At 32.6% G+C, this 21,915-nt stretch carries 23 protein-coding genes and 2 pseudogenes; 1 reads left to right on the top strand and 24 read right to left on the bottom strand.

Annotated elements, in window-relative coordinates; all coding sequences use genetic code 11:
* Positions 1-224: 224 nt before the first annotated feature.
* The 23 genes and pseudogenes from B2W91_RS12105 to B2W91_RS11995 form a co-directional block, all read right to left on the bottom strand.
* Positions 225-350, bottom strand: a complete 126-nt coding sequence (locus tag B2W91_RS12105; protein WP_291581318.1) for a MetS family NSS transporter small subunit — start codon at positions 348-350, stop codon at positions 225-227.
* A gap of 16 nt (positions 351-366) precedes the next feature.
* Positions 367-1,860, bottom strand: a complete 1,494-nt coding sequence (locus B2W91_RS12100; protein ID WP_291581275.1) for a sodium-dependent transporter — start codon at positions 1,858-1,860, stop codon at positions 367-369.
* A gap of 500 nt (positions 1,861-2,360) precedes the next feature.
* On the bottom strand, positions 2,361-2,651 hold the full coding sequence (gene eutM / locus B2W91_RS12095) for an ethanolamine utilization microcompartment protein EutM (protein WP_291581273.1): 291 nt from the start codon (positions 2,649-2,651) through the stop codon (positions 2,361-2,363).
* A 227-nt stretch (positions 2,652-2,878) separates the two neighbouring features.
* A complete protein-coding gene (gene eutM, locus B2W91_RS12090; RefSeq protein WP_291581271.1) occupies positions 2,879-3,157 on the bottom strand; it encodes an ethanolamine utilization microcompartment protein EutM in 279 nt (92 codons plus the stop codon).
* Between the two features lie 38 nt (positions 3,158-3,195).
* Positions 3,196-3,846 (bottom strand): phosphate propanoyltransferase, encoded by a 651-nt coding sequence (locus B2W91_RS12085; RefSeq protein ID WP_291581269.1) that lies wholly within the window; start codon positions 3,844-3,846, stop codon positions 3,196-3,198.
* Positions 3,846-5,432, bottom strand: a complete 1,587-nt coding sequence (locus B2W91_RS12080; RefSeq protein ID WP_291581266.1) for an acetaldehyde dehydrogenase (acetylating) — start codon at positions 5,430-5,432, stop codon at positions 3,846-3,848. Before B2W91_RS12080 ends, B2W91_RS12085 begins: the two co-directional genes overlap by 1 nt.
* A 32-nt stretch (positions 5,433-5,464) precedes the next feature.
* Positions 5,465-6,220 carry a BMC domain-containing protein gene (locus B2W91_RS12075; RefSeq protein ID WP_291581264.1) on the bottom strand — a complete coding sequence of 252 codons (756 nt, stop codon included), beginning with the start codon at positions 6,218-6,220 and terminating at the stop codon, positions 5,465-5,467.
* A gap of 20 nt (positions 6,221-6,240) precedes the next feature.
* Positions 6,241-6,903 (bottom strand): cupin domain-containing protein, encoded by a 663-nt coding sequence (locus B2W91_RS12070; RefSeq protein ID WP_291581262.1) that lies wholly within the window; start codon positions 6,901-6,903, stop codon positions 6,241-6,243.
* A 74-nt stretch (positions 6,904-6,977) separates the two neighbouring features.
* Positions 6,978-7,241 (bottom strand): EutN/CcmL family microcompartment protein, encoded by a 264-nt coding sequence (locus B2W91_RS12065; protein ID WP_291581260.1) that lies wholly within the window; start codon positions 7,239-7,241, stop codon positions 6,978-6,980.
* 1 nt (position 7,242) lies between these two features.
* Complete coding sequence (locus B2W91_RS12060) at positions 7,243-7,539, bottom strand: BMC domain-containing protein (RefSeq protein WP_291581259.1); 297 nt, start codon at positions 7,537-7,539, stop codon at positions 7,243-7,245.
* 176 nt (positions 7,540-7,715) lie between these two features.
* Complete coding sequence (gene eutJ, locus B2W91_RS12055; RefSeq protein WP_291581258.1) at positions 7,716-8,561, bottom strand: ethanolamine utilization protein EutJ; 846 nt, start codon at positions 8,559-8,561, stop codon at positions 7,716-7,718.
* A complete protein-coding gene (locus tag B2W91_RS12050) occupies positions 8,543-9,238 on the bottom strand; it encodes a cobalamin adenosyltransferase (protein ID WP_291581256.1) in 696 nt (231 codons plus the stop codon). The genes eutJ and B2W91_RS12050 overlap by 19 nt, the downstream gene beginning before the upstream one ends.
* A 6-nt stretch (positions 9,239-9,244) precedes the next feature.
* Positions 9,245-9,691, bottom strand: coding sequence for a EutP/PduV family microcompartment system protein (locus B2W91_RS12045; RefSeq protein ID WP_291581254.1), 447 nt, complete (start codon positions 9,689-9,691; stop codon positions 9,245-9,247).
* Entirely contained in the window at positions 9,688-10,041 is a 354-nt protein-coding gene (locus tag B2W91_RS12040) for a BMC domain-containing protein (RefSeq protein WP_291581252.1), read from the bottom strand. The genes B2W91_RS12045 and B2W91_RS12040 overlap by 4 nt, the downstream gene beginning before the upstream one ends.
* 39 nt (positions 10,042-10,080) lie before the next feature.
* Positions 10,081-11,034, bottom strand: coding sequence for a choline TMA-lyase-activating enzyme (cutD, locus tag B2W91_RS12035; RefSeq protein WP_291581250.1), 954 nt, complete (start codon positions 11,032-11,034; stop codon positions 10,081-10,083).
* Positions 11,035-11,168: 134 nt separating this feature from the next.
* On the bottom strand, positions 11,169-13,709 hold the full coding sequence (cutC, locus tag B2W91_RS12030; RefSeq protein ID WP_291581249.1) for a choline trimethylamine-lyase: 2,541 nt from the start codon (positions 13,707-13,709) through the stop codon (positions 11,169-11,171).
* A gap of 51 nt (positions 13,710-13,760) precedes the next feature.
* Positions 13,761-15,232, bottom strand: a pseudogene (locus B2W91_RS12025) (aldehyde dehydrogenase family protein).
* A gap of 45 nt (positions 15,233-15,277) precedes the next feature.
* Positions 15,278-15,586 (bottom strand): BMC domain-containing protein, encoded by a 309-nt coding sequence (locus B2W91_RS12020; protein WP_291581247.1) that lies wholly within the window; start codon positions 15,584-15,586, stop codon positions 15,278-15,280.
* A 16-nt stretch (positions 15,587-15,602) separates the two neighbouring features.
* Positions 15,603-15,899: a BMC domain-containing protein gene (locus B2W91_RS12015; RefSeq protein WP_291581246.1), complete on the bottom strand. Its 297-nt coding sequence runs from the start codon at positions 15,897-15,899 to the stop codon at positions 15,603-15,605.
* 227 nt (positions 15,900-16,126) lie between these two features.
* Positions 16,127-16,393 (bottom strand): hypothetical protein, encoded by a 267-nt coding sequence (locus B2W91_RS12010; protein ID WP_291581245.1) that lies wholly within the window; start codon positions 16,391-16,393, stop codon positions 16,127-16,129.
* Positions 16,380-17,491, bottom strand: a pseudogene (locus B2W91_RS12005) (hypothetical protein). Before B2W91_RS12005 ends, B2W91_RS12010 begins: the two are co-directional and overlap by 14 nt.
* 508 nt (positions 17,492-17,999) lie before the next feature.
* Complete coding sequence (locus tag B2W91_RS12000) at positions 18,000-18,830, bottom strand: MerR family transcriptional regulator (RefSeq protein WP_291581243.1); 831 nt, start codon at positions 18,828-18,830, stop codon at positions 18,000-18,002.
* A 134-nt stretch (positions 18,831-18,964) separates the two neighbouring features.
* Positions 18,965-20,107: a 1-propanol dehydrogenase PduQ gene (locus B2W91_RS11995; RefSeq protein ID WP_291581241.1), complete on the bottom strand. Its 1,143-nt coding sequence runs from the start codon at positions 20,105-20,107 to the stop codon at positions 18,965-18,967.
* A 514-nt stretch (positions 20,108-20,621) separates the two neighbouring features.
* Here B2W91_RS11995 and B2W91_RS11990 point away from each other — a divergent pair.
* A complete protein-coding gene (locus B2W91_RS11990) occupies positions 20,622-20,897 on the top strand; it encodes a nucleotide modification associated domain-containing protein (RefSeq protein WP_291581237.1) in 276 nt (91 codons plus the stop codon).
* 338 nt (positions 20,898-21,235) lie between these two features.
* On the opposite strand, the gene B2W91_RS11985 is transcribed toward B2W91_RS11990, so the two are convergent.
* On the bottom strand, positions 21,236-21,915 hold a 680-nt coding region (locus tag B2W91_RS11985), incomplete at its 5' end, for an Ig-like domain-containing protein (RefSeq protein WP_291581234.1).

The following is a 21,915-nucleotide window of genomic DNA, read 5'->3' as shown; positions in this document are numbered from 1 at the left end:
GTTAAATTTTCATTGTGGAACCCTATAAAAATAAGCTACTAAAAAGTTAATCTATAACCAACAATTATACTATTAAATATTTCAATTCACAACCTAAAATAATGAACAATTTACAATTTAATGAAAATTATTAAAAAGCACAATTTCACGCAAATTACAGAAGTCCTATCATTAAATTCTTTTGCAATAAAACAGCTTATGCTTTCATTTAATGCTTCAAATCCTTAATTTTGTATTTCACTATTTTCTGAACAGTTATCTTTTTTCATTGAAATTATTATAGTAGTAAATAATCCTCCCCAAAGCACTGTTGCACCTATACCGAAGAATATTATTGCATTTAATGTCATTTTCATCACCACACCTTTATTCATTTTCTAAATTAATATTATCTTTCCAAGGTTGTCTACTTATTAAAATTGCCCCGGTAATTCCTATTAAAATAACTCCCCATCCATAAACAAGCAATGCTGATAAATTGTATCCACCATAAGGTGTACGCATTTCTGTAATAAAACTTTGAACTAAAATGAAAGTTAAAACAATTGGGTTTACATATTTAATAATTATATCCCACCATTTTCCTATTCCATAATAAGATACTGAATTTGTATGATCACGAATAGTTTCAGGTTTTACAATCCACCCTACTAAGATAGTTTCCAATAATCCAACTACAACTACTCCATAATTATTAATAAAGTTATCCATAATATCTAATAGGTATAATCCTGCTTTGGTTGCAAAGGAGATACTTATAATAAATCCAATTACCAATATTCCTGTTACTACTTTTTCACGTTGCCATCCTGTTTTATCTATTATGGCTGAGGAGATTGCCTCAACTAAGGATACTGCTGACGTTAATCCTGCAAATATTAAGCAAGTAAAAAACAATACAGATAGTATATTTCCCCATGTACCCATCACTGAAAATACTTTAGGAAATGCTATAAATGCAAGTCCTATACCATCAGATGCAACTTTATCAACAGATACTCCTTGATTGGTTGCCATAAAGCCAAGTATTGCAAAAACCCCTATTGCAGATAAAAATTCAAATCCACAATTAGCAAAAGCTGTCATGAATGCACTGTTATTTATATCTGTTTTTTTAGGAAGATAACTAGAATAAGTCATCATAATTCCTGTAGCTATACTTAATGAAAAGAATACTTGTCCATATGCTGCAATCCAAACTTTAGGATCTTTAACTTTTTGCCAATCAGGTGTAAACAGTGTGTTTAACCCTAAAGAAGCTCCTTCTAAAGTTACTCCCTTTATTACTATAATTATCATTATTATTAATAGAGTTGGTAATAATATTTTGCTTAGTTTTTCAATCCCACCCTTTATTCCTTTATAACATATAAACCAGTTAATTAACCAAACTAAGATTATTCCTATTAGTATTGGAACAATTATACCGCCAAATTCGAAAGGTGATGATGATAATTTTAGTACCTCATTATAAAAATAACTATTAGTGTCATTTCCCCATAGTTTATTAAAGCTTAATGTTAAGTACTTTATAGCCAAACTCAAAATCATTGAATAATAGCATAAAATTATAACTGCACTAATTATAGGCCACCAACCAAGCCATTCCCATTTCTTATTTGCTCTCGCTATTGCTAGCGGTGTTGAACCTCTAAATTTATGCCCCATTCCATATTCAAGAATTAATAGTGGTATTCCTGCTGTGAATATAGCGAAAAAATATGGTATTAAAAAGGCTCCCCCTCCATTTGAATAAGCTATATAAGGAAATCTCCATATATTACCTAGTCCTACAGCAGAACCAATAGCTGCAAGTAGGAACCCTGCTTTTGTCCCCCATTGTTCTCTGGATTTTTTCATTTCTATTCCTCCTAAACACTTTATCTGAATGTTCCAAACATTGATATTTATAAATAAAAAAGCCCCACAGTTTATACTATGAGACTTTTTTACCTAGGATATCAAAAAAGTCCCATAGTTTATCTATGGGACTCCATTTATTTCAACACAAATAATTAGCCACCATAGATGCAAAACGCCTGTTTTGGCGATTGCATCTATAGTAGTATGTAACGTATCTATATATGCAACCGCTATCTTAAGTTAGCTAATAAGAGTAGATTATTCAATTTTGAAACAGATATATTTATTTTAATATTCATAATAATCCTCCTCTTGTTAATTTTATGTTATGATATCATGCCACTCTAATAATGTCAATATAATTTAAAAAATAATATAAAAATAAAATTTATTCTTTAACATATTTACTTTAACTAAAACAAACTTTTTCATAAGTAAAAACACCGCTAAATTATCTTTAGCGGCGTTTTTTATTATGTTATTCTCTAATCACGAATCTATTTTACAGCTTCTTTAGATGCTGGAAGAATTACTTCAACTTCACCGTGTGGTCTTGGAATTACGTGAACTGATATTAATTCTCCAACACGTTGTGCAGCGGCAGCACCAGCGTCTGTAGCAGCTTTAACAGCTCCAACGTCACCTCTAACCATAACAGTTACAAGTCCGCCTCCAACATATTCTTTACCTATTAAATATACATTTGCAGCTTTAACCATTGCATCTGCAGCTTCTATTGCTCCGATTAATCCTTTTGTTTCTATCATTCCTAATGCATCTTGTTTCATATTAAAATCCTCCTAATTAGTGTTTTTTATTATGTTATGCCTTAATTGAGGCATCTTCAAAAAAATGACTTGTCAGTATACTAGTCTATTTTCCATCATACTGCGTCAACAGAACTCACTCATAGCTTAAACTATGAGCGAAACCTGTTTCCTTGTCTGACATAAAATAGCCGTCGCATCTTTGACTAGTTATTTTATTTCAGATACCTAAAGTCTTATTTTACAGCTTATTTAGATGCTGGAAGAATTACTTCAACCTCAGTATGTGGTCTTGGAATTACGTGAACTGATATTAATTCTCCAACACGTTGTGCAGCAGCAGCACCAGCGTCTGTAGCAGCTTTAACAGCTCCAACATCACCTCTAACCATAACAGTTACAAGTCCGCCTCCAACATATTCTTTACCTATTAAATATACATTTGCAGCTTTAACCATAGCGTCTGCAGCTTCTATTGCTCCTATTAATCCTTTTGTTTCTATCATTCCTAATGCATCTTGTTTCATATTAAAATCCTCCTAAATGTTTTTTTATTTACAAACTATTATTTAACTATTGTTACTTTTGATTTTGAGTTAATGCTCATTGCATTAGCTTCTTCAATATCAAGGTGACACTCAAGTTGTGAAGAATTGTTAGCTCTAATAGCCACGTTGCTATATACTCCGCCTCTTAAACCTTCAACTTTTATTGATACTATTTCGCCGTCATGTACTCCTAGATTTTTAGCATCTTCAAGTGACATGTGAATGTGTCTTTGTGCAGCCATTAATCCTTCTTCAATTTGAACAGAACCTTTTGGTCCAACTACTGTGATTCCAGGTGTTCCATTTAAATCTCCAGATAATTTTACATGTGATGCTACTCCAAGTTTAACGCAATCTCCAGCTAAAACTTCAATTTGAGTATTGCTTCTTACAGGACCAAGTATTCTAACTTTTTCAATTGCACCTTTTGGTCCGCAAATTGTTACAACTTCCTTACAAGCATATTGTCCAGGTTGAGATAGGTCTTTAAGCTTAGTAAGCTCATAACCTTTACCGAAAAGGCTCTCTAAATCCTTTTGTGAAAGATGTACATGTCTATTAGAAATTCCTACTGGAATCTCAGATGAATTTTTCTGAACTCCATTATTGGCCTCGTTGCTTTTAATGGCTTCTAGTAAAACTCTTAATATCTCTTCGCAATTTTGCATTAGTTTGCCCCCTTCATAGCAGCAACTATTTGGTTAACTAAATCTAAAAGTTCTTCATTTTTTGCACCTTCAGTACAAGTGTCAGTGCATTTAGCAGTATCATTAACTTTATTTAAAACTTCTGCTGCCGCTGCAATTTGAGCTGGGCTCATATTCATAAATTGATTTTGTACTGCATGGCAATTTTCAGCAGTTTTTATACGGTTGAAAGTTGGATCATTAGATGCTAATGTTGCACAATCTTTTATACCATAAGCAACTCTTTTTATGTTTATAAGGTGCTCTGGAGTAACGTTCTCAGATACTGAGCTTCCTCCCCATGTACCACAACCTAAAGTAAATGAAGGATTAAGACCTGTACTTGCACCTGTTCCACCTTGAGATCCACCAGTATTAACAAGAATACGAGAAGCTGGTTTTTTAGCAAACTTCATAACTACATCTCTATCTTCTGTATGTATGCTCATTGTATGACCAATTCCGTTTTGAAGTAATTCAATACTTAATTCGCATGCTTCATGAGCATCTTTTACTGTATAGAATGCAAGAACTGTTGTAAGTTTTTCAAAAGATAATGGGTTACCTTGACCTACTCCATTTTGTTTTCCTATAAGTACTTTAGTTTCTGATGGAACTGTAAATCCTGCAGCATTTGCAATAACTTGTGGACTTCTTCCAACGAATTTAGCATTCATAGCATGTCCATTCTTAAATAACAGCTCACAAACTTTATTAGTTTCTTCTTCTGTCATGAAATATCCGCCTTGCTTTTTGAACTCTTGAACAACTACATCATAATTGCATTCTTCGCAGATTATTGATTGTTCTGAAGCACAAATTGTACCAAAGTCAAATGTCTTACTTGCAATAATGTTTCTAACAGCTTTCTCTACGTTAGCAGTTCTTTCAATGTATGCTGGAGAGTTTCCTGCTCCAACTCCAAGAGCTGGCTTTCCTGAGCTGTAAGCAGCTTTAACCATTCCTGGACCACCTGTAGCTATTATTATAGCAACGTCTTTGCTTTTCATTAATTCATTTGTAGCTCCAATTGTTGGAATAGTTACAGCACTTATAATGTTTTCTGGTGCTCCAGCTTCAATAGCTGCATCTCTCATTAATTCAACTGCTTTAATTGTACATTTTGCAGCAGATGGATGTGGTGAGAACACTATAGCATTACGAGATTTAATTGAAATCATAGATTTAAATATTGCAGTAGAAGTTGGGTTTGTTGAAGGTACTATACCCATAACTAAGCCAACTGGCTCAGCAATCTCTATAGTCTTGTTTACCTCATCTTCTCTAATTATACCTATAGTTTTCATGTCTTTAATTGAATCATATAATATAGTAGATGCTAAATGGTTTTTGAAAGTTTTATCTTCAGCTTTACCAAAACCTGTCTCTTCAACTGCCATTTGTGCTAAGCAAACTGCATTTTCTTCTGCTACTCTAACCATATTACCCAAAATTTTATCAATTTGCTCCTCGGTATAATCAGCAATTTTATCAGCTGCTATTTTTCCAAGTCTAGCAAGATTTCTTGCTTCTTGTATTGAACGTAAATCTTTATCAAAGTTTTCCATTATTCATTACTTCCTTTCATCAACCGTATTAGCTAGTTTTTCTCGTAATATAATTTAAATTTAGTAATTAGTGTATTCTTACCTGCCTTTGAGGTAGCTCTACCTGTAATTCCAAAATCTTTATATTCACGAGCTAAATTTCTAAGCTTAACAACTTTTAACTTACCTAGTATCAAAAGGGTTTGTTCTATACCATTTTTATTTACTAGATTATCTACATCATCTTTATGCAAATTCTCTAAGTCTAGCTTATGCAGTTTATCTAAATCCATTTCCAAAACATCTTGATCTTCTCTGATCTCATCTTCAGCTTCTACTACATATACTTCTTCTTTCTTTTTTGCATCTTCTACTTCTTTCACTTCTTCAACTTGTTCTGCGTCTTTTACATCTTCTGTTTCTTCTAATTTTTCAGTTTGTTCTTCTACTTCTACTTCTTTTTCTATTTCTTTGGCTTGTTCTACTTCTTCTAATTCTTCATTAGATGATGGAACTTCTAAAACTTCTGGTGGAGTATTAGGTCCAATTATGCTTTCCACTTCCTCATGAGGACGCGGAATTACATGATTCGAAACTAAAAATTCTTCATCAAGTTTTTTAACAGCTGCTACTCCAGCTTCTATAGATGCTGTTACTGCACCTACATCACCTGTAACTAAAATTGTAACAAGCCCTCCACCTACATAAGTTTTTTCAATAATACTTACATCTGCAGATTTCACCATTGTATCAGCTGCTTCAACAGCTGCAAGTAATCCTTTTGTTTCTATTAAACCAAGTGCTTTCATAGGCTAATCCTCCTAAACTTTTATAAAAGATCTGCCCAGTTTGCTGGATATGTAGTGTAAAATACCCTAGCTTTATCTGGTGAACCCCAAACCACTTTAGAACCTGATGGTACAAATAGCACATCTCCAGGATAAGCTGTATATGTCTTTCCATTGATTTCAACTGTTAAGGTTCCCTCAATAACATAATCAATCTCTTCGTAAGTTAATTCCCAATCAAATTTTGAATTCTCAATAACTAAAAATCCAGCACTCATTTTTGATTCTTTTTTACTTACTAATTCTTGGAAATAAGCTTTTGCATTTGGATTACCAGTATCAAATACATCCATTTTTACTGTGTTTCCTCTAACAACTTTAAGTCCGTTAGGGTCACATTCTGCTTCAAATGGAAGATTCTTTTGCTTTAAGCATTGTAGCATTTCTTCTAAAAGACCTTTGTCCATCATTTTTCTAAAGAAATCAAGTAACATTTCACTGTCCATACCATCTATGCTTGGAGTTTTGTTAACTCCTAAATCCTGTACTTTAGGTGCAGGAGCTTCTGCTGTAAACACTATTCCATTATTTTTTGCAAGATCTTGAGCTGATGGTGTAATTATTTCACTGCCATCTACATAAAGTGTCTTTTCACCCTTTAATATTACTGCTTCAATATCTTTTGCACAGATTAATTTTTTCATGTTTTCACATCCTTTCAATGCAGTATTTGATATTTGTAAAAACCATAAAATACTATGATCTTTTCGAATGTGGTCTAATCAAACTTACAATCTTGATCAATTATTCCAATAACAACTGCATCTACAGGAATATTATCATCGCCTAACATTCTGCGAGCAGATGATCCGGTACTAACGACAACTTTGTCGCCAATCCCTGCGCCTATAATATCAACAACAATAAATCTACGTCCGTCATTTGTTCCGCCAATTTCCTCAGCAAGCATAAATTTAAGTCCGCTAAGGGATTCTGCTTTTCTAGTGGCCCATATATTATCAATAAGTCTTGCTGCTATCATATTATTTTTCCTCTTTCATTTTCAATTTAATCTCATTTAATGCAGCTTCAACTGATGCTGTATCGCCTAAGATTCCAATTAGAACCATGTGCTGTGGACATAATCCCCTGATATCCTCAACGGTAACTCCAACAGCCTTTTCAGCAACATCTGCTGCATAAATCATATCGATAAATTTACCTTGAACGAGTCCTATTGCATCAGCATTTTCTAAATCTGTCTTACAATTTCCACCCATTCGTCTTTTAAGAATCTCTTTAGTGCTATCAGAAGGTGATTTTATAATTCTAAAATCCACTTTAAACACTCCTTACTGGGCATATGAAAATAAATAACAAGTCAAAGATGGCAGTATATTTTGTGTCAGACAAGGAAGCAGGTTCCGTTGCTAGTAGCGCTATCGGCGGGTTCTGCTGACGCAGTATGACCCAAAATAGACTGTTATACTGACTTTTAATTTATTTGAATGTGCCTTTATTCTATGATATCTTGTGTACAACTTAACGCTATTCCAAGTGGTGTAACAAACATAGGATTCTTAGGTTTATGAGTATATATTTTTGTCTGTTTTTGAATGATTTCTTCAATTCCTGTTAAACAACAAGTACCACCTACTAAAGAAAGTTCATTAACATCATAATTCTTAATCTGGTTATTAATAATTGATGATACCTTTTCAACTACTGGTCTTAGTATTGGTAAAATTTCTTTGTGATTCTCATTGTCCCTTTTGAATTTATCTGCCTCTTTAAAAGGCATTCCATAGGCACCTGAAATAACTAATGAAAAGTGTGTACCCCCTGTAGGTTCATCAACAACATGAACAACTTTTCCATCCTTTAGAATTGATATTCCTGTTGTTCCTCCACCGATATCTACAACTGCACCATTTTCAATCTTAAGTAGATTATTTGCAGCAGTAGGTTCATCTAAAAGACATGTAAGTTCAAATCCTGCTGCTTGAACTACGTTCTTAATTGCTCCAGAATCTAGTGCATCTGTCCCTGGTGGAATTGCAGCGGCTGCATAAAGAAGCTCTGTATTAAGTTTTTCTTCGATTTCTTTTTTAAGCTCTCTTACAATGCCTACTGCTCCGATATAGTCCACAACCATACCATCACGAACTACATCTGCATATCTATATGCTCCAGCAACTGGTTTATAATTTTCATCTAAAACAGCCAATACTACGCAGGCAGTACCTAAATCCACACCTGTATAATAAACAGAGGAATTATTAGTAATTGGTTTTTCTATAACTTCTTCAAACTTTTGAACCATTGTATCGCAGTATTCAAAAGTTATTTTTTTCTCTGACATTCTTTTCCTCCTACCGCTAAACAAATTAATTGAGATAATGAATTGATTATTGAATTAACGTTTTCTATAATTCTATTTTTTAAAATCTCATCATCACTTTTGAAACTCTCAATTATTTCAAATTGCAATTCTCCTAAGGCACAACGAAGAGTGTGCATTTTTAAAATTGCATTGCTTTTTTCAAGCTGCATATGAAATTCTGTTATTTCAAAACAATCCTCAAGCTCAGTTGTGAAGTTTGATGAATTCATAAACGTACATTCTTTACAATGAATAGTTTCAAGAACACCTTCTCCATTCACAACATTTCTGATATTTGATATTTTCTTTCCCAAATTTATAACATTTTGAGCCAAAATAATATCATCTTTTAGTATCTCACTACCAGTAACAAGAAATACTGCCTCCATAGATTTCAATTTATAACAAAGCTTTTTATTCAAATTTGAATTATTATTTACTGTTTCTTCTGCTGCTTCTTTTACCGTTTCCGTCTGGTTGCTTTTAGAAACATTCTTATTTGATTTTAAAGCATCATCATTCATTTTTATTCTTCTATCAGACAAATACTGAGTTGCTCCAGGTGTAAGGCGCTGTCCTTGTTGTAACTTGTAGGTATCAAAAGGTTCTTTTCTGTATAAATCTCTTAAATACTCTTCAGTAATAAATTTCATCATTGACATTTACTCCTCACCTTTTTCAAATAAATACTTCTTTAAAGCATCAATTCCTGTTCCCATCGGAAAGCTAGTATGAAAATATGGCTCTGATACTCCTACGATTTTTAGCTGCCTTAAACATTTCTCTTCATTTTCAGGTGTTAAGTCACATTTTGTTACAACCCCGATTACCGGGCATCTAAAAGACTTTGCAAACCCAGGGGAGTATATTTCAGTGCATTTAGACTGGTCAACCAATATAAGCACATGGGATGCATCCTGAGATAATGCAATTACATGTTTATACATCCATGCATTTTCTATATAAGCGCTTGGAACATCAATAGTATTCTTACCGTAAATCAAATCTGGTGTTCGTCTTAATGGACCATCATAATCATTTAATGCATTAACTATTGTAGTTTTGCCAGATCTTGAAGGGCCAATTATCATTATGCGCTTTTTTCTCATGTTCTTGTAATGGGAGCGGTCGTAAATCCAAGCATATTCTTTAGCGTATCATTTACTGCATTAAGCGCCGTTTCAACACTTTGAACATCACCATTTATTACAACAGAGCCTGTAAAACGATCAAGAAATCCAATTGTAACATCTGAAGCTTTTGTTGCAATGTCTGCGGCGATAATAGCAGTTTCATATGGTGAAAGAGTTAAAATACCTATTGCTCCTTTATCATCAATTCCAAGGCGATCATATATATCAGACATTGGAGATGCAATAACATGAGCTATAGTAATCTGCTTCCCTGGAACTGATTCTTGTATAACACGCTGTATATTTTTATCGAAAAAATCTCCCATAAGCTTTACCTTCCATCTTATTATCTATTTGAAAATCATTTAGTGACGGATTACTTTTACAGTTAAATCGTATTTTTTAATCCATCCTTCTATTTTATCTAAATCATCACTTTTCAAACTTGGGTCGCCTTCTATAGGATATTCCATTCCTAGTTGGCTGTATTTGTTTACTCCCATCTTATGATATGGAAGCAAATCAATTCCTTTAAAGTTTTTATAATCTTTATATGGTGTTAAAAACTCCATAGTCTTTTCTATTTCATCTTGAGAATCGTTTATACCTTTAAGTAAAGGCATACGAATCTTAACATTGTATTTTTTGCGAAGTAATTCTTGAAGATTTTCTAAAATCTGCTCATTTCTCACTCCTGTTAGCTGAAAATGTTTATCAGAATTAATATGCTTAACATCAAACAGGAATAAATCTGTGAACTCCGCAACCTTAAGTATTGTTTCTAGTTTTGCATAACCACAAGTTTCAATTGCAGTATTTATCCCTTCTTGCTTACAAGCCATTAAAAGGTTGCAAGCTGCTTCAGGCTGCATTAAAACTTCACCACCACCTAATGTAACTCCTCCGCCAGACATTTCATAGAAAGTTCTATCTTCTTCTATGATTTCCAATAGTTCAGAAATCGTTTTTGTTTCTCCAACTATTGATATAGCAGATTTAAGACAAGCTTCCTTGCACTTACCGCATCCAATACATTCTATATCATGATTAACTTCATGTTTTAGAGTTTCCTTAGAGATGGTATGTATGGAAACAGGACAAACAGAAACACAAGCGCCACAATTAACACATAAATTACTCTTTAACATAACTCTATGTCTTTTCATCATTCCTTCAGGATTCGCACACCATTTACAGCGAAGTGGGCAACCTTGGAAAAATACCAAAGTTCTTATTCCTTCTCCATCATACATATTATATTTTTGTATATTAAAAATCGTCGCTTTTCTTTCGATCATACCTAAATTTCCATTAGTCATATTCTTCATTCTCCAGTTTCATTTACTTTTATTTTTAATATATATTTAACTTTAATCTGTAATCTACAGAACATCTCTGTAGATTACAGACATTAAAGAATTTTAAAAAATTCTCAAGTTACATATTACTTTAATTAAAAATGTGTAAGCATAGTTCTACTGATGATCTCATCTTGAACATCTTTACATAACTCAACAAAGAATGCACTGTATCCAGCAACACGAACTATTAAATCACGATATTGCTCTGGATGTTTTTGAGCTTCTATTAAAGTCTCATTATCTAAGTAGTTAAACTGTATTTCTCCAAGTTGAAGAGCACATGCACTACGTAATAATGTAATGATTCCTTGTTCACCTTCTGGTGTATCAAGAAGACCAGATATTAGCTTAAAGTTATGAACCATACCTATATTCATGTCTTCACAAGACATTTTAGAAACAGATTTTATTATAGCAGTAGGTCCTTTAAAGTCTGCTCCTTGTGATGGACTTATACCATCTGATAAAGGTAACCATGCTTTACGTCCATTTGCTGTTGCTCCAGTTAATTGTCCAAATGGAGTGTTATTAGAAATTGATAGTGTACCATGGCTAAGTACTGAATATAATGTTTTATATTTACGATGCTCTTGCTCAGTAAAGTTAATTAAATCAGCAGCAATTAAATCTGCATAATCATCATCGTTACCATACTTAGGAGCTTCTAAACAATCTTTTCTTAATTTTTCATATCCAACGAAATCAGCTTTTAAAGCTTCGTTTAACTCTTGTAGAGTATATTTTTTCTCATCAAATACTAATTTCTTTATAGCTGCCATAGAATCTGTATAAGTAGCAAGACCACTCCAGATTACTCCTGGTCCGAAGTTATACATAGCTCCGCCTGCTTCTACTCCTCTACCATTTTCCATACAGCCTTCATACATCATAGACATAAGTGGTTTTGGGGCAAGATCTCTGTGAATACGTTGAGAAATTACTGTAGCAACACTTGTCCATTTAGTAATAAATTTAATTTGCTCTTTAACAGCAGCTTCGAATTGCTCATAAGTTTTAAATTCGCTTAACTCTCCCATATCTGGGCATACTTGCTTACCATACCATAATGGTGCACCATTGTTAAGAACAAGTTCTATACATATAGGCCATTGAGTGTATCCTGTAGAAGTCCATTGATATAATCTTCCTGATTTTTGTGGCTCAACGCATCCCATTAAGCAGTAATCTCTAGCATCTTCTATAGAAACGCCTTTAGCTAACATCATTTTTATATGAACATCGTCAAAGTGACATGCTGGGAATCCCATACCTGCACGGATAACATCAACTATCTTCTTAAGATATTTTTGTGGTGATCCTTTGTGTATACGACAAGCTAAAGATGGTTGGTATATCTTAACGTGACGAACTGCATCCATTAAAAGATATGTTAATTCGTTTGTAGCGTCACGACCTTCTCTAGTAACCCCACCTAAACACATGTTAACGAATGGCTGGTAACCTGCGAAGAATTTAGAACCACCTTCACTTGTTATCCACATCATTTCAGACATTTTTACAAGCATACAACCTGATAATTCAAATGCTTCAAAATCAGTCATACGTCCTGATTCAATATCAGCTTTGTAGAATGGATACATGTATTGGTCAACACGTCCTATAGACATACCTGTTTGGTTTTCTTCAACTACAAGTAATGATTCTATAGTCCAAACTGCTTGAACTGCCTCCCAGTAAGTGCTTGGCTTATGAGCTGGAACTCTAGCATTTATTTCAGAAATCTTTAATAATTCTGCTTTACGCTTAGGGTTAGTTTCTTTTGCAGCAAGTTCTGCAGCATAATCTGACATACGTTTAGCATATATCATAACACCTTCAGCAGTATCAATTAATGATCTATAGAAGTATATTTTATCTATATCTTCTGGTCTGTCATAGCTAAGTTCAGTTAATTTTTCTTCTGCTTCTCTCTTTATGTCAAGCATACCTTTTTTCATTAATATAACGTCATATCCTGGGTTAGAGTCTCCTCCACCATTTACTGCGTGGTATGAACAGTCAGAAACGAAAGATTCTCCTGAAAGTTCCCATACTCCAGCTTCACGATACTGATCTTCACAGAATTCATCAACTGATTTACCTTGCCAGAATGGGAATAACTCTTCACGCATAACTCTCTTATCTTCTTCTGAGATGTAGAATGGATCTTGTGCACGAGTTCCTATTGTATCTATTTCATCAACCATCCATCTCCATGCTATATCAGGAGAAAATGCACCTGCACGAGGTTGTCCATTTGGCGCTCCAACTATAAGCTCATGATCTTGAATTACTAGTGGTGCAGTTTCACAACAGTGTTTAAAACATTTTCCACGTAAAACTGATTTAGGAATACCAGGGTTCGCCTTTGCTATCTCAGTAATAGCTCTTGCTCTATGTGTTGTTATTGTTGGAACATGTTTCATATAGTTCTCTTTTAATTTAACTAAACGCTCTGTTATTCCATCAGGAATTTGTCCATTATTATCATATGCAACCTTTACAGTAGCTGGCTCATCTTTTGTTATTTCTTTAGAAACACTCTCAAACATTTTCATTAAACTAGCGCGTTCTTCATCAGACATGTTTTTAGTAGCTTCCATAAATATATTTGAAAATTCACGAATATCCAAATTGATTACCTCTCAATCTTAAATGTATTTCATATCTTAAATATGATTTTCTTATTTTAAGTTATCTAGAACTTTTTTTAAAACACTCTCTAGTAACTTATAGTTATCTATTTCATCTGCATTTAATTTGTTATTTAAAGTTGTAAAAGTAGAATTTTCTTCATTATCTACTACTTTAACAATTTCATCTACTGTACGAACTCCATATCCAACTTTACGGATATATATTAAATTTTTAGGTGAGACATTATCTGAAGTCATTCCTTCACCGGCAGAACCACTACCTAAAGTCATTGAAGGAAATAAATTCGTAGTTGCTCCCATACTTCCAAAAGTTCCTGGAGTATTGACAAGTATTCTTCCAACTGGCTTCTTAAGCGCAAATTGATTAATAACTTCTTCATCTTTTGAATGTATAATAAGTGTATGTCCATATCGCTCGCTAAGTAACAATTCTATACATTTCTCACAAGCATGCATCCAATCTTCTTCTATATAAAAGGCTAAAACAGGGCAAAGCTTTTCTCTTGAATAAGGGTTATTTTTAGAAACAAACTCTTGCTCTGAAATAAGAACTTTCACATCTTCTGAAACATTAAATCCAGCATATTTAGCTAAGAATTGTGGCGATTTACCAATCAGTTCTTCTTCAAGACTTCCATCTTTATTGAAAAAGATAGATCCCAGCTTTTCAGCTTCCTCTTTTGTCATAAAGTATCCACCATTTTTAATAAACTCTTGTTTTACTTCTGCTGCAACACAGCTATCAACAACAACTGATTGTTCAGCTGCAGATACAACTCCATAATCAAAGTTTTTACTATAAATAATGTCTTTAACTGCCTGAGGTATATCAGCTGTACGTTCTATGAAAGCTGGACCATTTCCATTACCCCCATAGATTACTGGCTTGCCAGACTTATAAGCTGAGTCAAGCATTTCTGGAACTCCTGTGTTCATTATAAGAGACGTATCTCTATGATTCATAAGTTCTAATGAACCACCTCTTGTTACTATATGCAAATATGCAAGTGCACCTTCTGGAAGTCCTACTCTTTCTGCAGTCTTAATTAAAATATCAAGTGTTTTACAAATTGATTTTTTAGCTCTTGGATGAGGTGAAAATATAATTGCATTTCCTGATTTAATTGCAATTAGTGCCTTGTATATTGTTGTAGATACAGGACTTGTTGATGGTGGAAAAGCTATAATAACTCCCATTGGTACACCAACATCCCTTGTCCTATTTACTTTATCTTCATCAATTACACCTACACACTTCATCCCTTTAAGTCTATCTTTTAGATGCTTACATACAATTTGATTCTTGATATATTTATCTTCCCACTTTCCATATTCAGACTCTTCATTAGATATCTTTGCAAGTTCTTTNNCATACATGCAACTATTTCATCAAGCTTTTCTTGTGGGAAAGTTGCTAATTTTCTTTGTGCTTCACGAGCGTTTTCAACAAGAATCCTAGCTTCCTGCATGGAGAGTAAATCATTATCAATAATATTCATTCTTCTCTCTCCTTTTATTTATACTAAGAAAAAAATCTTTATTTTCTATTCTGTTATAGGCATTTGAATTGCATAACGTTTTATTATCTTTTCAAGATCTTGGTGTGGTCTTGGTATAACTACTGAACTATAAAGGTTTCCACCTTCCATATTTTCAACAGCTGCAACACCAGCTTCTACTGCTGTTCTGCAAGCACCAACATCACCACGAACTAATACAGATATATAACCTGATGCAACATTTTCATATCCTATAAGTTCAACATTTGCTGATTTGCACATAGCGTCTGCTGCTTCTAAAGCAAAAACCAGACCAAAAGTTTCGATTAATCCTAAAGCTTCATATCTTGCCATATATATCCTTCCCCTTCTATTCATCAATATCGTGTACTGACACAATATCTCCAACTTCTCTAATAGGACGTGGCATAACATTGTGTGCTGTTAATTTACCAATTGCAGCAGCTGCTTCAGCACCTGCTTCTACAGCAGCTGTTACTGCTCCAACATCGCCTTTTATCATAATTGTTACAAGAGTTGAACCAATATTTTCATATGAAATTAATTCAACGTTAGCTGCCTTAAGCATTTTATCAGCAGCTTCAAGTGCGGGAACTAATCCAATTGTTTCTACAAGACCTAAAGCCTCTTCCCCGTAATATCTCATTGATAATTTCTCCTTCCTATTCTTAGCTCAGTATACTTTTTCTCAATTACATAACTTTTATATGATTTTAATTTAATTTATTATATTTTTCCTTTTTCAGAAAAGTAAAAATACTTCTTACTTTAAAAATTTTCAATTAATTTCACTCTCTTACATATTGTTTCAAGTAAAGTTAATTCATAAAATATACACTAAAAATAACTCTTTATGGTATTTACTCTATCTAATTAATCATTGATATATTTATTAATTGTTGCTGCTCCTTCTTCATGAGCATGATAATAAACCTTCAATTCTTTATTCTTATCTAATTCAAGTCTTGTTTCTTCAATAAGGCCATTTGCTTCTGCTGTCATTAAAGCATTAACTACAGCGTTCTTTTTTAGAGCCTTAAAATTTCCATATTCGCCTTTTAGTTCTTTTATAACATCATCAGCGCAAGCTTCTTTAACTCTAGTAAAATATTTTAAAATTGCATAGTTAAGCGGTTTCATCTATTCTACCTCCATCTTTTTCTTTCTAAATAAATTAAGTGGATTCATAGATATTGTAACGATACCAAGCATCATTACTGCAGCTCCAATCCAAGCTACAGAAGGTAATGCCCATCCGTCCATTCCACCATATACACCTAATACTAGTAAGCAGAATAGCGGTCCAAAGAATGAATATGTAGCATTACATGAAGTACCAAGTCCTGCTCCACACATACTGTTTCCAGCATACCATGCCATAAATGTAACGAATGATAATAGACCACTTAAAGCAAACCAAGCCATTGCAGGAGTACTTGTAAATGCTTGTACAACAAGGTCAGTAGATATATTAATTCCACCAGCCATCATTCCAAAAACCGGAACTAAAATGAATAAATTTGCTATACCTGATGTTACTTGACGAATACAAATACCAATTTCAGGGTCAATCATTGCTGAAGCATATCCAGCTACACAACCTTCAAAACCCCATCCAAGAGCAGCAATAGTAGCTATTAAAATTCCAATTATAGTATTTGCTGAAGCACCACCACTAATTCCTGTACTACCGATTAAGAAACTAGCAAATACACATATAGCAATACCAAAAGCCATACGTTTATTTAATTCTTGTTTATATAAAATCTTACCTAGTATAGCAGCAATAGCAGGGCAAAGTGCTGATATTGGAACTACTATTGAACCAGCCATTTGAATAGCTATAACATAAGCAGTACCAGCTATCGGTCCCCCTATAAGAGCTGCTACTATCATAATACGTCCTGGTTTCGTATTAATACATCTTATAAAATCTCCAAACTTTCCTTTAACTCCTGAGTATAAAAGAGCCCAAATAGCACTACATGTATCGTTTATTGCATTACCAATTGCAGCAAGTAAATATGCTACCACAAATGCAGATAAACCAGCAGTATTAGCACCATACCAGTCTCCCCAAACTCCTTTAGTCATTCCCATAGTTAGAAATGCCGTATATAATCCATAGGCAAGTCCTGAAAATAAAGCTAACGATATACCTCTTTTAAAGAAACTACTTGTTAATTTCTTTTTTGCAGCTATTGCTTCTAAATTTGCTGCGTTTGAAACTCCATTCATAAATTAAAACTCCTTTCGCTTATGCGATTAATAATTTCTAAATTTATATTATTAAATATTAAATAAAAATTTACGACGAGTATACTTTAATGTGATTTAAGTAACATGATTTTAAAATTGTTATAATTTGGTGTATTCTACTTTGAAACTACTGAACACCTTTTCACCTGTATCTTGTAGGTATTTATTCTTTATTTAGATTATATCCCGTTCCCTTTGGGGCAGAGTCAATAAATATTTTATAAGAATACTTTGCCAAAATTTAAAACCTTATAATCATGCTTTCACTTAAAAATTGATCAATCATCGAGAATAATATGTCGATTTCAAAGTATGCATTTGTTAAGTAATAAACACAATTAGGCTTGAATTGCAATTAATATAAATTTATAAATTCGCTTTTAATTTCAATGGATAATCTTTATTTGTTAATATTCATTATTCACAAACCTAGTATTATCAAGCTTTTAGACCTTACCCTATGGTTAATGTTTTCAACATAATAAGACTATTTTTTTCTTTTGACCTTAATCAAAACTTCTGTTACAAATTTATCAGAGTTTTTAGTAGTCCAGTAATCTGTTACATATCTTTCGTAAGATTCTTCAGCACATACATACCCATGTTCCTCAGTCCACTTCTTTATTTTTTTATATGTTTCGTCAATTGTTTCATGAGCTCCTATATGATAACAAGCTGCTGCCATCCACCCACCAAACTCAACACTTTCTTCTTCCCTAGACTTTAAAATTGCCTCCTGCATTATCGTTATCTTATTGCACTTTCCATTAATTTTATCCTCGAAGGATGGAAAACATATAATTACAGGTCCTGTTATTGCATTATTTATACTATCTATGTAATTGTTAAACTCTATATTAATTATAGAGTCCATATAATCATATTTAAAATCTTGGTTAAAAAAAACTACTCTTTGATTATCTATATATTTTATAGCCACATCAGATACATCGTTTTCAATTACCATCTGCGCCTCAACTATAAGATCATCCCAATCTTTAACAGATCTTAATTTTAGATTTATTTCACTCTGAAGCTCTTCTAATTCATTAATTTTTCTTCCAAAGCTTTTATGCATAGAATCATAGGTAGTTCCTTTTAAATAAGTCCTCATTTCATCAAGGGTAAATCCACTTTGCTTATAATATTTTATTACTGGTACAGATAATAAAGTTTTCTTACTATAATATCTATAGCCATTTTCATCAGATACTTTATCAGGAGATAATATCTTCTTTTCATCATAAAATCTCAGCGCCTTTTTAGTTATCTTACATATTTCCCCAACTTTACCTATCGAGTATAGTTCTTCTTTCATATTTTAGCCCCCTGTTTTTTAATAATTTTAATTATGCTTTAAATTATATTTTATCATGTATATTTTATCAACTTTCCTGGGAAATTAACCATAAAAAAACCACCCATATAATGGGTGGTATATAGCGTAATATTTTATTCAAAAAATTTATCTAAAATTTTTGATAGATCTTCACTTGAAGCTTCTCTAGGATTTACTGTTGTGCATACATCCTTAAGAGCTGCATTAATAATTTCTTCTCTTGATGCTTGAGCCAACTCCATATCTGCACCTTGTTCTTTTAATGTCGTTGGAATCATCAATGTTTTTTGAAGTTCTACAATGCTTTTAATTAAATTATTAACACCAATATTTACATTCGGCGCATGTAATTTTAATAATTTGGCAAGTCTTTGATATTTTTTAGCTGCTATGCTATGTTCAGCACGGAAGGTTTCTTTACTTAAATTAGCATTATACTCAATTACATGAGGAAGTATAATTGCATTGCTTCTTCCATGAGAAATATGTAACTTTCCACCTACAGCATGAGCTAAGCTATGAGTAATTCCAAGTCCAGCTGCGTTAAATGCCATACCAGCAAGGCATGATGCATTGTGAAGCTTCTCTCTTGCTACTATATCATTTCCATCAGCGTAAGCTTGTGGTAAAAATCTGAAGGCTAAAGTAATAGCCTTTTCCGCAAGAGCATCTGAAAAATCAGTAGCATTTTTTGAAACATAAGCCTCTATAGCATGTGTGATTACATCCATTCCTGTATCAGCAGTTATAGCTTTAGGTACAGATTTAACTAGCTCAGGATCAAGAATAGCAACTGTTGGAAGAAGAGATTTATCTGTAAGTGCATACTTCAATCCTTCTTGTTTATTTGTAATTACTGCATATTCAGTTACTTCAGAGCCTGTACCACTTGTAGTAGGTATAGCATAAAACTCTTCTATAGAAGAAACCCCTCCAGTAATTCTTTTTGCATATTCTTTAATTGCCTTAGCTCCATCAATTGATGAACCACCACCAAGGGCTATCATAATCTCAGCATTACAACTTTGTAATTTTTTAATACCAGCAGCAACAACTTCTACAGATGGATCAGGTACAATATCGCTATATATAGCTACTTCACAATTAACAAGTTTTTCTTGTACCTTTGCAGCCATACCTGAAACTTCCATAAATTTATCACATACTATTAATACTCTTTTATTACTAATTTCACTTAGCCTATCTAAAGACCCTTCTCCAAAATACACATTTGTGCTAATACTAAATTCTTTCATATACATTTCTCCTATTTTAAAAAGTATCAAGATATGAATGAATTAGCTGTTCTTTAGTTTAAGAATAAAATTAACCCACAATTATAACAATAAGTAAAGTTTATCATAGACTTTACCTAATTGTATTATAACAATATTATATTGATAATACAATACCAATCAGGTCTAAAGCTTCACATGTTGTCTTTATCTATTATGTAAAGATAATAGAAAATTGCGATAATATCAACGTTTTTAAATAAAGCTTCAGGAAAACATTGGCTTTTTTACCTTCAAAATATAATGAAATTAGAACAGGAAATCTTATTATGGAGAAGGATACTATAAAAAGTAAAAACCTTTTGGTACAATCTCACACCTCTCATACTGATACAAAATTAAAGGATTTTAGAGTAAGAGAACCAATTTATGTATAGAGTATGTAAAACATTTGAAATATTGTAATTTTGTACTGTATAATATAATAAATGAACCTTTGTAGTAAGTGACGAATCAAACGAAAGGAGTATTTTATATGAAAAAAATTGACCGACATAAGGAAATATGTGAAAATTTAAATGAAATATATACTGCAAAGAATAAAGATTATGGAGATAGTTTTAGCGAGGGATTTCAAGAGTATGGTCTTATTATGCCTGCAATTAGATTAGAAGATAAATTGCGAAGATATAAGCAATTAATTAAGCAGAATGCTGAAGTAAAAGACGAGAGCATTATAGATACGTTATTAGATTTAGCCAATTACTCTATCATGACTATTATTGAAATAGAAAATAGCGATAAAGAGTAATAATGAACAATATTCAAAAAGTCCAACTAAAGTAACTCCATAAGGAGTTCCTTTTAAAAATGCTATAATACCAACACTGTTCTTTAACAAAGCCTAATTTAATAACCATACACATTGAATATGTTAATACCCAAAATAGTCTACTATTTTATAACTAATTCTATTTCCCAATATTGAACATATAAAAAATGGCGAACAATGTTCGCCGCTACAAAAATTCATTAAAGAAATTATTTTGGCCAGAATATCTGCAATAAAATAAAAGTATAAAATAACTTGTAAAAACAAACTATTTTATACTTTTACTCATAATATAACACTTAAACTTTTTTAAATTTTTATGGAATATATTGCTGTTCTATTTTTGTTATTTTATTATCTTCAGTATATATCCAACATAATAGTCCTCTTTCATGATCTTCAACTGCTTTCTTTAAAGTTTCATAAGATACAGGCTCTACTTCCGAAGCATTATTATACACATCTCTAAGCAAATATTTGCATATCTCAAAAACTGTATTCTCATCGATAGTATAAGTTGTTATTTCCTTACTATTATCTCTTATATAATAACTATCTGGAACGTATAACTTTCCAGTATCATCATCACGAATTACCTTCTTACTATTGTCCTTTATTGCTTCATTTAATGCTTCATCATACATATAAAATTCTACTTCATCTAACAATATATAGCTATCATTTACCTCTTTAACCCATCCTATTTTCTTTTCTATAACTATAGGATTTATATTTAATTCTAAATTAACAACTCTTCCATATTGTTCAATAGCACCTTTATAGTAGAAACTACCTGGTGTGCTCGTATCCACATTATTATTATCCCACTTAATAATCCCATTTACATCTTTACCGTTTATATTTATCACTATATCTTTAGGCAATTCATAGCCATTATTTTGCTTTAATGAATCATCAAGATTAATTTCCTCAAAGTTTTCCTTTATCCTCTCTAGAATATTTTTCATATTATCAATATCCACATTATTTTCTATAG

This window comes from Clostridium sp. UBA6640 (assembly GCF_002455975.1).
In the GTDB taxonomy this organism is placed as follows: Bacteria; Bacillota; Clostridia; order Clostridiales; family Clostridiaceae; genus Clostridium_J.
This window is presented reverse-complemented; position numbering and strand designations above follow the sequence as displayed.

What these genes read in the sequence shown, in the direction of transcription:
- B2W91_RS12105 (WP_291581318.1), bottom strand. Translation starts at nt 350, where the DNA reads ATGACATTAAATGCAATAATATTCTTCGGTATAGGTGCAACAGTGCTT.
- B2W91_RS12100 (WP_291581275.1), bottom strand. Translation starts at nt 1,860, where the DNA reads ATGAAAAAATCCAGAGAACAATGGGGGACAAAAGCAGGGTTCCTACTT.
- eutM (WP_291581273.1), bottom strand. Translation starts at nt 2,651, where the DNA reads ATGAAACAAGATGCATTAGGAATGATAGAAACAAAAGGATTAATCGGA.
- eutM (WP_291581271.1), bottom strand. Translation starts at nt 3,157, where the DNA reads ATGAAACAAGATGCATTAGGAATGATAGAAACAAAAGGATTAATAGGA.
- B2W91_RS12085 (WP_291581269.1), bottom strand. Translation starts at nt 3,846, where the DNA reads ATGCAAAATTGCGAAGAGATATTAAGAGTTTTACTAGAAGCCATTAAA.
- B2W91_RS12080 (WP_291581266.1), bottom strand. Translation starts at nt 5,432, where the DNA reads ATGGAAAACTTTGATAAAGATTTACGTTCAATACAAGAAGCAAGAAAT.
- B2W91_RS12075 (WP_291581264.1), bottom strand. Translation starts at nt 6,220, where the DNA reads ATGAAAGCACTTGGTTTAATAGAAACAAAAGGATTACTTGCAGCTGTT.
- B2W91_RS12070 (WP_291581262.1), bottom strand. Translation starts at nt 6,903, where the DNA reads ATGAAAAAATTAATCTGTGCAAAAGATATTGAAGCAGTAATATTAAAG.
- B2W91_RS12065 (WP_291581260.1), bottom strand. Translation starts at nt 7,241, where the DNA reads ATGATAGCAGCAAGACTTATTGATAATATATGGGCCACTAGAAAAGCA.
- eutJ (WP_291581258.1), bottom strand. Translation starts at nt 8,561, where the DNA reads ATGTCAGAGAAAAAAATAACTTTTGAATACTGCGATACAATGGTTCAA.
- B2W91_RS12050 (WP_291581256.1), bottom strand. Translation starts at nt 9,238, where the DNA reads ATGATGAAATTTATTACTGAAGAGTATTTAAGAGATTTATACAGAAAA.
- B2W91_RS12045 (WP_291581254.1), bottom strand. Translation starts at nt 9,691, where the DNA reads ATGAGAAAAAAGCGCATAATGATAATTGGCCCTTCAAGATCTGGCAAA.
- B2W91_RS12040 (WP_291581252.1), bottom strand. Translation starts at nt 10,041, where the DNA reads ATGGGAGATTTTTTCGATAAAAATATACAGCGTGTTATACAAGAATCA.
- cutD (WP_291581250.1), bottom strand. Translation starts at nt 11,034, where the DNA reads ATGACTAATGGAAATTTAGGTATGATCGAAAGAAAAGCGACGATTTTT.
- B2W91_RS12020 (WP_291581247.1), bottom strand. Translation starts at nt 15,586, where the DNA reads ATGGCAAGATATGAAGCTTTAGGATTAATCGAAACTTTTGGTCTGGTT.
- B2W91_RS12015 (WP_291581246.1), bottom strand. Translation starts at nt 15,899, where the DNA reads ATGAGATATTACGGGGAAGAGGCTTTAGGTCTTGTAGAAACAATTGGA.
- B2W91_RS12010 (WP_291581245.1), bottom strand. Translation starts at nt 16,393, where the DNA reads ATGAAACCGCTTAACTATGCAATTTTAAAATATTTTACTAGAGTTAAA.
- B2W91_RS12000 (WP_291581243.1), bottom strand. Translation starts at nt 18,830, where the DNA reads ATGAAAGAAGAACTATACTCGATAGGTAAAGTTGGGGAAATATGTAAG.
- B2W91_RS11995 (WP_291581241.1), bottom strand. Translation starts at nt 20,107, where the DNA reads ATGAAAGAATTTAGTATTAGCACAAATGTGTATTTTGGAGAAGGGTCT.
- B2W91_RS11990 (WP_291581237.1), top strand. Translation starts at nt 20,622, where the DNA reads ATGAAAAAAATTGACCGACATAAGGAAATATGTGAAAATTTAAATGAA.